Below are 12,630 nucleotides of genomic sequence, written 5' to 3'. Positions count from 1 at the left end.
ATGACGATGAAACCTCTCGACAAGACGATGTCCGCGCGCGACGTGGTCGCGCAACTCGCCGACGGCATGACGATCGGCATCGGCGGATGGGGGCCGCGGCGCAAGCCGATGGCGCTGGTGCGCGAGATCGCGCGCTCGAACCTGAAGGACCTGACGATCGTCGCGTACGGCGGCGCCGATGTCGGCCTGCTGTGCGCGGCGGACAAGGTGCGCAAGGTGGTGTTCGGCTTCGTGTCGCTCGACGTGATTCCGCTCGAACCGCATTTCCGCCGGGCCCGCGAGCAGGGCCGCGTCGACGTGCTCGAACTCGACGAAGGGATGCTGCAGCTCGGCCTGCGCGCGGCCGCCGCGCGCCTGCCGTTCCTGCCGACGCGTGCCGGGCTCGGCACCGCGCTGCTCGATCACGCGCCGCAACTGCGCACCGTGCAATCGCCGTACGACGACGGCGAGACGCTGCTCGCGATGCCCGCGATCGACCTCGACGTCGCGCTGCTGCACGTGAACGCGGCCGACCGGATGGGCAATACGCGCATCGACGGCCCGGATCCGTTCTTCGATGCGTGGATGGCGCGGGCCGCACAGCGCTGCTACGTGTCGGCGGAAACGCTCGACGCATCGCTCGCGAGCGAAGACCTCGACGCGGCCAGACGCAACCCGTTCGAGCGCTCGCTCGTCACCGGCGTCGTGCATGCGCCGGGCGGCGCCCACCCGACGTCGTGCGGGCCGGCCTACGGCTGGGACCTGCCGCACCTGCGCGCGTACTGCGCGAGCGCGGAAGACGACGCGAAAACGACGGCGTACCTGCGCGACGTGGTCGGCCAGGACGAACGCCGGTACCTCGAAGGCGTCGGCGGCCTGTCGCACGTGACGACGCTGCCGTTGCCGATTCTGTAAAGGAGCGCCTGTGAGCGAATCTCTCGACCATTCCCTCGCGGAACTGATGATCGTCGCGTCCGCGCGACTCTGGCGCGACGACGGCGAAGTGCTGGCGACCGGCATCGGCACGGGCCCGCGGCTCGCGGCCGGCCTCGCGCGGCTCGCGTACAACAACGGGCTGATGCTGACCGACGGCGAAGCGTATCTCGTCGAGGAGCCGGTGCCGCTGGGGCCCCGCCCCGACGGCTATCGGGTGAAGGCGAGCGGCTGGATGACCTACGAGCGCGTGTTCGACTGCCTGTGGCACGGCCGCCGCCATGCGCTCGTGATGCCGACGCAGATCGACCGGTTCGGCCAGGCCAACATCTCGTGGCTCGGCGACGACTACGCGCGCCCGAAAACCCAGTTGCTCGGCGCACGCGGCTTCCCCGGCAATACGACGAACCACGCGAATTCGTTCTTCGTCAGCGGCCACGGCAAGCGCACGTTCGTCGAGAGCGAAGTCGACATGGTGTGCACGGTCGGCTACAACCCGGCGCGCCGGCTGCCCGGGATGAAGACCTTCGTCGACCTGCGCAGCATCGTCACCGACCTGTGCGTGATGGATTTCGGCGGGCCGGACCATGCGATCCGCGTGCGTTCGCTGCATCCGGGCGTGAGCTTCGACGAGGTGCAGGACGCGACCGGCTTCCCGCTGATCACCGCACCCGACCTCGGCACGACGGCCCCGCCGACTGCGGAAGACCTGCGCATCGTGCGTGCGCTCGATCCGCACAACCTGCGCGCGGCGATCGTGCGCAACAATCCGGCGCCGCGCCGGGGATGAGGCACGACATGGAAGCGACCCAGGTGACCTTCGGCGACGGTGTCGTCGACTACGCGGTCGAGGATGGCATCGCGACGATCACGATGAACCGCCCCGAGTATCACAACGCGCAGAACTCGAAGATGACGTATGCGCTCGACGCGGCGTTCCGGCGCGCGGCGCACGACGACGCGGTGAAGGCGATCGTGCTCGCGGGCGCCGGTAAGCATTTCTCGGCGGGCCACGACATCGGCACGCCGGGCCGCGACATCCACGAATCGTTCGACCGCGCGTCGCTGTGGTACGACCACGTCGACAAGGAGGGCGGCGAATTCCTCTATGCGCGCGAACAGGAGGTGTACCTCGGGATGTGCCGACGCTGGCGCGACCTGCCGAAGCCGACGATCGCGATGGTGCAGGGCGCGTGCATCGCCGGCGGCCTGATGCTCGCGTGGGTGTGCGACCTGATCGTCGCGTCCGAGGATGCGTTCTTCGCCGATCCGGTCGTGCGGATGGGGATTCCGGGCGTCGAGTATTTCGCGCATGCGTACGAGCTGAACCCGCGCATCGCGAAGGAGTTCCTGTTCCTCGGCGAGCGGATGCCGGCCGAACGCGCGTACCAGATGGGGATGGTCAACCGCGTGGTGCCGCGCGAGCGGCTGCGCGATGCTACCTATGCGATCGCCGCGAAGATCGCGACGATGCCGCGCCTCGGGCTCACGCTGACCAAGCAGGCGCTGAACCACGTCGAGGAACTGCAGGGCAAGCGCGCGGCGATGGACGCGGCGTTCGCGTGGCATCACTTTGCGCATGCGCACAACGAGCTGGTGAGCGGCGATCGCCTCGGCGGCTACGACGCGCGCAGCATGGCCAGCTCGCAGCGCCAGCCGAACGGCGCGGATCGCGGCGACACGCAGGCGCAGGCACCGGTCGCCGTCAACGGAGCCGCCGCATGAGCACGACGCTGCATACGCCTTTATGCGACCTGCTCGGCTGCCGCTATCCGATCGTGCAGACCGCGATGGGCTGGGTGGCCGATGCACGGCTCGTCGCGGCCACCGGCAACGCGGGCGGCTTCGGCTTCCTGGCCGGCGCGACGCTCGAACCCGACCAGGTCGAGGCCGAGATCCTGAAAGTGAAGTCGCTGACGGACCAGCCGTTCGGCATCAACTTCCACATGTTCCAGAAGAACGCGCAGCAGGTCGTCGAACTGGCGATCAAGCACCGGCTGCGCGCGGTGAGCTACGGCCGCGGGCCCGATGCGAAGACGATCCGCCGCTTCAAGGATGCCGGCATCGTCTGCATGCCGACCGTCGGCGCACCGAAGCATGCGGCGAAAGCGGTTGAACTCGGCGCGGACATCGTGACGGTGCAGGGCGCGGAAGGCGGCGGCCACACCGGCTCGGTGCCGACCACGCTGCTGCTGCCGAAGGTGCTCGACGCGGTGCGCGTGCCGGTGGTCGCGGCCGGCGGGTTCTTCGACGGGCGCGGGCTGGCGGCCGCGCTCGCGTACGGCGCGGCCGGCATCGCGATGGGCACGCGCTTCCTGATGAGCGCCGAATCGCCGGTGCCGCGCGAGACGCTCGAGCGCTACGTCGCGGTCGGCGACCCGGCACGCATCCGCGTGTCGGACGCGCTCGACGGGCTGCCGCAACGGATGATCGACAACCCGTACCTGATGAAGCTCGAACGCTTCGGCCCGCTGCGCCGCACGTGGTTCGCGTTGAAGACGGCGGAAGCCTGGCGGCGCCAGAACGGGCTGAGCACGGGCGACATGCTCGGCCTCGCGCTCAAGGCGCTGCGCTCGCATGACTACACCGCCAGCCAGACGCTGATGGCCGCGAACGCGCCGTTCCTGATCCAGCGCGCGATCGTCGAAGGCCGCCCGGATGAAGGCGTGCTGCCGAGCGGCCAGGCGGCCGCGATGATCGGCGCGATCGAATCGTGCGACGCATTGATCGCACGGATCGTCGCGGACGCCGGCGAGCGGCTCGACGCACTGGCCGCGCTGCGCGGCGCGCCGGCCGCACAAGCTGCGTGAAAACATAACAGGGAGGCTTTGGAGATGACAGCATCCAACCAACCGGCCGGCGCGACGCCGTTCCGGATCGATCGTGCCGATGGCATCGCCGAACTGGTGATCGCCCATCCGCCCGTAAACGCGCTCGACGCACAGGGCTGGCTTGCGCTCTCGCGCGCGCTCGACGCGCTCGGCGAGGACGACGACGTGCGCGTGATCATCGTACGCGGCGAAGGGCGCGGCTTCTGCGCGGGCGTCGACATCAAGGAACTGGCCGCGCATCCGGAGCGGATCGTGGCGGTCAACGCGGGCAACTACGAGACGTTCCGCGCGGTGCACCGCAACCCGAAGCCGGTGATCGCGGCCGTGCACGGCTTCGTGCTCGGCGGCGGGATCGGCATCTGCGGGGCGGCGGACATCGTCGTCGCGGCCGACTGCGCGCGCTTCGGCGTGCCCGAGATCGACCGCGGCGCGATGGGCGGCGGCGCGCACCTGCAGCGGCTGTTCGGCGTGCAGAAGGTGCGCGCGATGTACTTCACCGGCGACATGATCGACGCGGCGGAAGCTTACCGGCTCGGCGCGGTCGAGCAGGTCGTGACGCGCGACGCGCTGCGCGACGCGGCGCTCGCGATCGCCCGCAAGATCGCGACGAAGAGCCCGGCGATGGTGCGGCTCGCGAAGGAGGCGCTGAACGGCGTCGAGGACGGCGATCTCGAGGACAAGTACCGCTGGGAGCAGGGCTTCACGCTGCAGGCGTACATGACCAACGACTCGACGGAAGCGCGCGCCGCGTTCGTCGAGAAGCGCGATGCGCGTTTCGATGCGCAGGCAACCGCCGAGGAGGCACGCGCATGAACCTGACCTATACGCCGCAGCAACAGGCGTTCCGCGCGGAGATCCGCGCATGGCTCGCGGCGCACGTGCCGCGCGAGCGCTTGCCGAGCTTCGACACCGAGGAAGGCTTCGCCGCGCACCGCGAATGGGAGCGCACGTTGCACTCCGGCCGCTGGAGCATGGTCACGTGGCCGCGCGAACTCGGCGGCCGCGGCTGCGACCTGATCGAGTGGCTGATCTTCGAGGAAGAGTACTGGCGTGCCGACGCGCCGATGCGCGTGAACCAGAACGGCATCTTCCTGCTCGGCCCGACGCTGATGGATTTCGGTACGGCCGAGCAGAAGGCGCGCTTCCTGCCCGCAATGGCGGCCGGCGAGCACGTGTGGGCGCAGGGCTGGTCGGAGCCGAACGCGGGCTCGGACATGGCCGCGATCCGCACGACGGCCGCCCGCATCGGCGACGAATACGTGCTGAACGGCCAGAAGATCTGGTCGACGCGCGCGGTGTGGGCCGACTGGTTGTTCGGCCTGTTCCGCAGCGATCCCGAATCGTCGCGTCACCACGGGCTCACGTTCCTGATGGTGCCGCTGTCCGCGCCGGGCATCACGGTGCGGCCGATCCGCCAGCTGAACGGGCAGACCGGCTTCGCGGAAATCTTCTTCGACGATGTGCGTGTGCCGGTAGAGAACCGGCTGGCAGCGGAAGGCGCGGGCTGGCAGGTCGCGATGGCGACGGCCGGGTTCGAGCGCGGGCTGATGCTGCGTTCGCCGGCACGCTTCCAGCGCACTGCACAGGCGCTGCGCGACCTGTATCTCGCGCACCGCGACAGCGCCGACCGCGATCCGACGCTGCGCGAGCGCGTGGTGCAGGCGTGGATGGATGCGCAGGCCTATGCGCTGTCGACCTACGCGACCGCGAGCCGGCTGCTGAAGGGCGGCCATATCGGCGCGGAATCGAGCACCAACAAGGTGTTCTGGTCGGAACTCGATTTGCGCATGCACCAGACCGCGCTCGACATCCTCGGCGCGCACGGCGAGATCGTCCCACAGACGGCCGCGCAGCACGCGACGCTCGGCCACTGGCTCGACGGCTTCCTGTTCGCACAGGCCGGCACGATCTACGCGGGCACCAACGAGATCCAGCGCAACATCGTCGCCGAACGGATGCTCGGCATGCCGCGTGCGTAACGGCGCCGGCGCCACTCTTACAGAACGGACATCGTATGGATTTCGTATTCGATGAAGACCAGGAAGCGCTCGCGGACAGCGTGAAGCGCCTGCTGATGACCGAGATGACGCCCGAGCTGATCCGCGAGCTGTGGGCCACGCCGACCGGGCGCTCGGACGACCTGTGGGCGCTGTTCGCGTCGCAGGGCCTGACCGCCGTGTCGGTGCCCGAGGCGCACGGCGGCCTCGGCCTGACCGAAGCGGAATGGGCGCTGCTCGCGCAGGCCTACGGCTATTTCGGCAGCCCCGAGCCGCTGCTCGATACGGCGCTCGTATCGGCCGGCGTACTCGCGCGGCTGCCGGCGAGCGACTGGCGCGACGCATTGCTGCGCGACATCGCCGAAGGGCGCGCGCGCGTCGCGCTCGTGCATCCGGTGAATCCGTATGCGGCCGACGTGCATGTCGCGCAGACGCTGCTGTGCGAGCACCGCGGCGAGCTGCACCGCGTCGATCCGGCGCAATGCGCATGGCGTGCGGTTGACAGCGTCGACCCGTCGCGGCGGCTGTTCACGCTCGACTGGGAACCGTCGGCGGTCACCCGCATCGCGAGCGCCGACGCGGCCGCGCCGCTGCTGAATCGTGCGCTCGACCACGGCGCGTTTGCGGTCGCCGCACAGCTGCTCGGCCTCACACAGCGCGTGCTCGACGTCGCGATCGACTACAGCGCGCAGCGCAAGCAGTTCGGCAAGGCGATCGGTTCGTACCAGGCGCTCAAGCACCTGCTCGCCGATGTCGCGATCCGCTACGAGTTCGCGCGGCCGGTGGTCGCACGCGCCGCGCAGGCGATCGCCGACGATCACCCGCAGCGCGCGGTATTCGTGTCGCACGCGAAGCTCGCGGCGACGTCGGCCGCGCAGCTCGCCGCACGCCACTCGATGCAGGTGCACGGCGCGATCGGCTACACGTGGGAGCTCGACCTGCAGATCTTCATGAAACGCATCTGGGCGCTGTCCGGCAGCTGGGGCGACAGCGCGTTCCACAAGGCCCGCGTGGCCGACGCGATCCTCGGCGACGCGTTGCCGATCGGCCCCGCGCAGACCTTCGACCTCGAGGAATTGAACTGATGAGACAAGCCTATATCGTCGACGCGCTGCGCACGCCGACCGGCCGCCGCAAGGGCGGGCTCGCGCACGTGCACGCGGCGGACCTCGGCGGCTTCGTGCTGAAGACGCTGGTCGAGCGCAACGCGATTCCCGCCGATGAATACGACGACGTGGTGTTCGGCTGCGTCGACACGATCGGCCCGCTCGCGGGCAACATCGCGCGCACCTGCTGGCTCGCGGCCGGGCTGCCGCTGCAGGTGCCGGGCGTGACGGTCGATCGCCAGTGCGGCTCGTCGCAGCAGGCCGTGCACTTCGCCGCGCAGGCGGTGATGAGCGGCGTGCAGGATGTGGTGGCGGCCGGCGGCGTGCAGACGATGACGCAGATCCCGATCTCGTCCGCGATGACCTGCGCCGCGCCGCTCGGCTTCAACGACCCGTTCTCGGGCAGCACCGGCTGGCGCGCGCGCTTCGGCGATGCGCCGGTGTCGCAGTTCGTCGCCGCGCAGCGGATCGCCGATCACTGGAACCTGTCGCGCGACGCGATGGAGCGCTATGCGCTGGAGAGCCACCGCCGTGCGGTTGCGGCGATCGAGGCCGGGCATTTCAAGCGGGAAATCGTGCCGCTCGAAGGCGTGATGCACGACGAGACGCCACGCCCCGATACGTCGCTGGAAAAGATGGCGACGCTCGAACCGCTGACGCCGGGCGGTTCGCTGACGGCGGCCGTCGCGAGCCAGACGTGCGACGCGGCCGCCGCGCTCCTGATCGTGTCGGAGGAGGCGTTGAAGCGCTACGGCCTCACGCCGCGTGCACGCATCCATCACCTGAGCGTGCTTGGCGACGATCCGCTGTGGATGCTCACCGCGCCGATTCCCGCGACGAAGGCGGCGCTGAAGAAGAGTGGCCTCGACTGGTCTCGGATCGACGTCGTCGAGATGAACGAGGCATTCGCGTCGGTCGCGCAGGCCTGGCTCGCCGATACGCGTTTCCCGCACGAAAAGACCAACCCGAACGGCGGCGGGATCGCGCTCGGCCATCCGCTCGGCGCGACCGGCGCACGGCTGATGACGACGCTGCTGCACGAACTGGAACGCACGGGCGGCCGCTACGGGCTGCAGACGATGTGTGAAGGCGGCGGCCTAGCGAACGTCACGATCATCGAGCGCCTGTGAGCGCGCCACCTTCACGATCCACGAGGCACAAGCATGGGAATCTGTAACGGACGCACCGTCATCATCACCGGCGCGGGCGGCGGGCTCGGGCGCGAATACGCGCTGGCGTTCGCGGCCGAAGGCGCGGCGGTCGTCGTCAACGACATCCGGCACGATGCCGCGCAAGCGGTCGTCGACGAGATCGCCAGTCGAGGTAAAACCGGCGGCGGCCGCGCGCTCGCGAATGCGGACGACATCACGCAGGTCGACACCGCTCAGCGGATCGTCGATGCAGCGCGCGAAGCATTCGGCGACGTGCACGTGCTCGTCAACAACGCGGGCATCTGCCGCGACAAGATGTTCACGAGCATGACCGAAACCGACTGGGACGACGTGATGCGCGTGCACCTGCGCGGCCACTTCTGCCTGTCGAGCGTGCTGGCGCGTGTGTGGCGCGATGCGGCGAAGGCCGGCAATCCGGTCGACGCGCGGATCGTCAACACGAGTTCGGGCGCCGGGCTGCAAGGCTCGATCGGCCAGTCGAACTACGGCGCGGCGAAGGCCGGGATCGCCGCGCTCACGCTGATGCAGGCGGCCGAGCTGCAGCGCTACGGCGTGCGCGTGAACGCGCTGGCGCCGGCCGCGCGCACGTCGATGACCGAAGGCGTGTTCGCCGACATGATGAAGAAGCCCGAGGACGGCGGCTTCGACTATTTCGATCCGGCCAACGTCGCGCCGCTGGTCGTGTGGCTCGGCAGCGCGCTGTCGGCCGACGTGACGGGCCAGGTGTTCGAGGTCGCGGGCGGGATGATCGCGGTCGCGGAAGGCTGGCGCACCGGCCCGAGCGTCGATCGCGGCGCGCGCTGGGAAGCGGCCGAGGTCGGCCCGGCGGTGGCACAGCTGCTCGCCGCTGCGCGTCCCGCGCAGCGCGTGTACGGGAGTTGAGCGATGGATCTGGCGCTCACCGACGAACAGGCGATGATCCGCGACGCGGCGGCCGACGTGCTCGCCGAACGCAGCGCGTCCGCCGACGTGCGCCGCGCGCTCGAGCAGTCGGCCGGCCGCGACGATGCGTTGTGGGCCGCGCTGTCCGGCGAACTCGGCTGGAATGCGCTCGCATTGCCCGAGGCGGCCGGCGGGCTGGGGCTTGGTGCGGTCGAACAGACCGTACTGATGGAACAGCTCGGCCGGCGCGTGGCGTGCGTGCCGTATTTTTCGACGGCTTGCCTCGCGGCGACCGCGCTCGCGGGCTGTGCCGAGACGCCGCTGGCGAGCGACTGGCTTGCCAGGATCGCAGAAGGCGCGTGCAGCGCGACGCTCGCGCTGCCGTTCGACCTCCCGGCCGTTTTGCGGTCGTTGCCGGTCGTCGCGGAAGAAGCGGCGGGCGGCTACGCGCTGTCCGGCACGCTCGAACAGGTGATCGACGGCGCGCGTGCCGACCTGCTGCTGGTGCCCGCGCGGATCGCGAACGAAGGGCAATCGATCGGCCTGTTCGCAATCGACGTCGCAGCGGCATCCGGGCTCAAAGTCACGTCGCTCGACACGCTCGACGCAACACGGCCGATCGCGCGCATGGTATTCGACGAAGCCCGCATGAGCCGCGACGCGCTGCTCGCATGCGGCACGGCGGCAGCGCAGGTGCTGGAACGCACCACCTGGTTCGCGGCACTCGCGCTCGCCGCCGAACAGCTCGGCGGTGCCCAGCAATGCCTCGACCTGACGCTCGACTACACGAGCCAGCGCGTGCAGTTCGGCCGTGCTATCGCATCGTTCCAGGCCGTCAAGCACCGCTGCGCACAGATGATGGTGCTGATCGAATCGGCGCGCTCGGCCGTGCTCGGTGCTGCACACGCGTGGGATGCCGAAACCGGCCGCACGCAGCCGAGCGACGCATTGCGCGCCGATATCGCCGCCGCGAAATCCGCCGCGAACGACGCGTATGCGTTCTGCGCGCAGGAAGCGATTCAGCTGCACGGCGGCGTCGGCTTCACGTGGGAATACGACCCGCATCTCTATTTCAAGCGCGCACAGGCATCGGGTGCGCAGTTCGGCAGCACGCCGCAACTGCTCGAATGGATCGCGACCCATGCGATCGACGGCGGCGCATCGCATCGCGACCAAGCGTTCGCCCCCGCCACCGCGATGGCATCACGCCCATCGGCCGCACGCGCAGGAGCCCTGCAATGAACAGCGAAACGCGCGAACAGCAATTGCGGCACGAAGTGGCCGACTGGGTGCAGTCGCACCTGACCGGCGACTTCGCATGCCTGAAATACCGCGGCGGCCCCGGCGACGAGGAAGCGTGGCCCGAACTGCGCAAGGCGTGGGAACAGGAACTGGCGAAGGGCGGCTGGACCGGCCTCGGCTGGCCGACGGACGCCGGCGGGCGCGGCTTCTCGGTTGCCGAGCAGGTGATTTTCCATGAGGAATACGCACGCGCGGGCGGCCCCGGGCGGATGGGGCACATCGGCGAAGGGCTGCTTGGGCCGACGCTCGTCGCGTGCGGCACCGACGACCAGCGCGCGCGCTTCCTGCCCGGCATCCTGGCCGGCACGCAGTTCTGGTGCCAAGGGTATTCGGAGCCCGGCGCGGGTTCCGACCTCGCCAATGTGCGCACGCGTGCCGAACAGGACGCGGACGGTACGTGGCGCGTGTACGGACAGAAGGTCTGGACGTCGCTCGCGCACGATTCCGACTGGATCTTCGTGCTCGCGCGCACCGATCCCGCGTCGAAGGGCAACAAGGGGCTGTCGTTCCTGCTGATGCCGCTCGACCAGCCGGGCATCGAGATCCGGCCGATCAAGCAGCTCAACGGCGGCGCGGAATTCAACGAAGTGTTCTTCGACGGCGCGCGCGCTCAAGCCCGCGACCTCGTCGGCGCACCCGGCGACGGCTGGCGGATCGCGATGACGCTGCTCGGATTCGAGCGCGGGATGTCGACGCTCGGCCAGCAGATGCAGTTCGTCCGCGAGCTCGAATGGGTGATCGACGCCGCGCGCGAATCGGGCGCGGACCGCGACCCGGTGCTGCGCCAGCGGATCGGTCGCGCGTGGGCCGGGCTGCGCGTGATGCGCTACAACGCGCTGCGGATGCTGTCCGGTGCGGACGACATCGATGCCGGCGCCGGTACGCCGCTGCGCCGCGAGGCGCTGATCTACAAGTATTTCTGGTCGAACTGGCACCGCGACCTCGGCCAGCTCGCGATGGACGCACTGGGCTCGCGCGCGAACGTGATCGACCCGGCCGACGAAAAACTCACCCATCTGCAGCGCGTGTTCCTGTTCTCCCGTGCGGACACGATCTACGCGGGCACCAACGAAATCCAGCTCAACATCATGGCCGAGCGCGGGCTCGGCATGCCCAGGGAAGCCAGAGGAACAGCATGACCGAACCCCAGATCCAGAAAGCGCCGGCTTATGTGCCGGGCCATCAGCTGCTCGCCGGAAAATCGGTGCTGATCACGGCGGCCGCCGGCGCCGGCATCGGCTTCGCGGCCGCACGCCGCTGTGCGGAAGAAGGCTGCCGTGCGCTGTTCATCTCCGACATCCACGAAAAGCGCCTCGAACAGGCGGTCGAGACGTTGCGCGCGGAAACGGGGCTGCAACAGGTCTACGGCCGCCTGTGCAATGTCTCGGTGGAGGCCGACGTGCAGGCACTGGTCTCGCAAGCGCAGGACAAGCTCGACGGCGTCGACGTGCTGATCAACAACGCCGGGCTCGGCGGTTCGACCCGCATCGTCGATATGGACGATGCCGAATGGTCGCGCGTGATCGACATTAGCCTGACCGGGACGTTCCGGATGACGCGCGCGATGTTGCCGCACATGCAGGCCCGAGGCCGCGGCGCGATCGTCAACAACGCATCGGTGCTCGGCTGGCGCGCGCAGGCGGAACAGGCGCACTACGCGGCGGCGAAGGCGGGCGTGATGGCGCTCACGCGCTGCGCGGCGCTCGAGGCGTCGCCGTACGGCGTGCGCATCAACGCGGTCGCGCCGAGCATCGCGATGCACGATTTTCTGAAGAAGTCGGCTCCGGCCGACCTGCTGAATCAACTGGCGTCGCGCGAAGCCTTCGGGCGCGCCGCCGAAGTCTGGGAGGTCGCGAACGTGATGGTGTTCCTTGCAAGCGATTACGCGTCGTACATGACCGGTGAAGTGCTGTCGGTCAGCAGCCAGCACGCATGATGAGCACGACCCTCGACCCCGTGCGCGCGACGCCCCGCGTGTTCGCGCATCCCGGCGAACTGGCAGAGGCCGTCGGCGACACGCTCGGCGCAAGCGCATGGCTCGCGATCGACCAGCTCCGCATCGACGGTTTCGCCGACGCGACGGGCGACCACCAGTGGGTGCACGTCGACCCGGTGCGCGCGAAGGACGGCCCGTTCGGCGCATGCATCGCGCATGGGTACCTGACGTTGTCGCTCGTCAATTGCTTCCTGCCGCAGATCGTGCGGATCGACGGCGCGCGGCTCGGCGTCAACTACGGCTGCGACAGGATCCGTTTCCCCGCACCGGTGAAGGTCGGCGCGCGCGTGCGCGGCGTCGGCGAGCTGCTGCGCGTCGAGCCGCTCGAAGGCGGCGTGCAGGCCTGGATTCGCGTGACCGTCGAGATCGAAGGCGAAGCGAAGCCCGGCTGCGTGGCCGACACGATCAGCCGCTACTACTTCTAGTTCCAGA

General features: G+C 69.4%; 13 protein-coding genes. All 13 read left to right on the top strand.

The genetic code is table 11. The annotated features are described in order from the left end of the window. The 13 genes from CFB40_RS25845 to CFB40_RS25785 are packed head-to-tail and all read left to right on the top strand — an operon-like array spanning position 1 to position 12,623. The gene (locus CFB40_RS25845) at positions 1 to 894 is read left to right on the top strand and encodes a CoA transferase subunit A (protein ID WP_089432777.1); all 894 of its coding nucleotides are present in this window, start codon (positions 1 to 3) and stop codon (positions 892 to 894) included. Positions 895 to 904: 10 nt separating this feature from the next. After that, the gene (locus CFB40_RS25840; protein ID WP_089432776.1) at positions 905 to 1,702 is read left to right on the top strand and encodes a CoA-transferase subunit beta; all 798 of its coding nucleotides are present in this window, start codon (positions 905 to 907) and stop codon (positions 1,700 to 1,702) included. An 8-nt stretch (positions 1,703 to 1,710) separates the two neighbouring features. After that, entirely contained in the window at positions 1,711 to 2,637 is a 927-nt protein-coding gene (locus tag CFB40_RS25835; protein ID WP_089432775.1) for an enoyl-CoA hydratase, read from the top strand. After that, positions 2,634 to 3,722 (top strand): NAD(P)H-dependent flavin oxidoreductase, encoded by a 1,089-nt coding sequence (locus CFB40_RS25830; protein ID WP_089432774.1) that lies wholly within the window; start codon positions 2,634 to 2,636, stop codon positions 3,720 to 3,722. Before CFB40_RS25835 ends, CFB40_RS25830 begins: the two co-directional genes overlap by 4 nt. 24 nt (positions 3,723 to 3,746) lie before the next feature. Continuing rightward, complete coding sequence (locus tag CFB40_RS25825) at positions 3,747 to 4,556, top strand: enoyl-CoA hydratase family protein (protein WP_089432773.1); 810 nt, start codon at positions 3,747 to 3,749, stop codon at positions 4,554 to 4,556. Further along, positions 4,553 to 5,722 carry an acyl-CoA dehydrogenase family protein gene (locus CFB40_RS25820; protein WP_089427364.1) on the top strand — a complete coding sequence of 390 codons (1,170 nt, stop codon included), beginning with the start codon at positions 4,553 to 4,555 and terminating at the stop codon, positions 5,720 to 5,722. The genes CFB40_RS25825 and CFB40_RS25820 overlap by 4 nt, the downstream gene beginning before the upstream one ends. A gap of 35 nt (positions 5,723 to 5,757) precedes the next feature. After that, positions 5,758 to 6,825: an acyl-CoA dehydrogenase family protein gene (locus CFB40_RS25815; protein ID WP_089432772.1), complete on the top strand. Its 1,068-nt coding sequence runs from the start codon at positions 5,758 to 5,760 to the stop codon at positions 6,823 to 6,825. After that, complete coding sequence (locus CFB40_RS25810; protein ID WP_089432771.1) at positions 6,825 to 7,976, top strand: acetyl-CoA C-acetyltransferase; 1,152 nt, start codon at positions 6,825 to 6,827, stop codon at positions 7,974 to 7,976. The genes CFB40_RS25815 and CFB40_RS25810 overlap by 1 nt, the downstream gene beginning before the upstream one ends. A 33-nt stretch (positions 7,977 to 8,009) precedes the next feature. Further along, positions 8,010 to 8,900: an SDR family oxidoreductase gene (locus CFB40_RS25805; protein ID WP_089427367.1), complete on the top strand. Its 891-nt coding sequence runs from the start codon at positions 8,010 to 8,012 to the stop codon at positions 8,898 to 8,900. A 3-nt stretch (positions 8,901 to 8,903) separates the two neighbouring features. Beyond that, positions 8,904 to 10,142: an acyl-CoA dehydrogenase family protein gene (locus CFB40_RS25800; protein ID WP_089432770.1), complete on the top strand. Its 1,239-nt coding sequence runs from the start codon at positions 8,904 to 8,906 to the stop codon at positions 10,140 to 10,142. Further along, positions 10,139 to 11,341 carry an acyl-CoA dehydrogenase family protein gene (locus tag CFB40_RS25795; protein WP_089432769.1) on the top strand — a complete coding sequence of 401 codons (1,203 nt, stop codon included), beginning with the start codon at positions 10,139 to 10,141 and terminating at the stop codon, positions 11,339 to 11,341. Before CFB40_RS25800 ends, CFB40_RS25795 begins: the two co-directional genes overlap by 4 nt. Next, complete coding sequence (locus CFB40_RS25790) at positions 11,338 to 12,138, top strand: SDR family oxidoreductase (RefSeq protein WP_089432768.1); 801 nt, start codon at positions 11,338 to 11,340, stop codon at positions 12,136 to 12,138. The genes CFB40_RS25795 and CFB40_RS25790 overlap by 4 nt, the downstream gene beginning before the upstream one ends. After that, on the top strand, positions 12,138 to 12,623 hold the full coding sequence (locus tag CFB40_RS25785; protein WP_089433314.1) for a MaoC family dehydratase: 486 nt from the start codon (positions 12,138 to 12,140) through the stop codon (positions 12,621 to 12,623). Before CFB40_RS25790 ends, CFB40_RS25785 begins: the two co-directional genes overlap by 1 nt. Positions 12,624 to 12,630 lie beyond the last annotated feature (7 nt).

The sequence above is a fragment of the Burkholderia sp. AU31652 genome (genome assembly GCF_002223155.1).
Classification (GTDB): Bacteria; Pseudomonadota; Gammaproteobacteria; order Burkholderiales; family Burkholderiaceae; genus Burkholderia.
The sequence above is the reverse complement of the archived record's forward strand: the minus strand, read 5'-3'. Positions and strand labels throughout refer to the sequence as shown.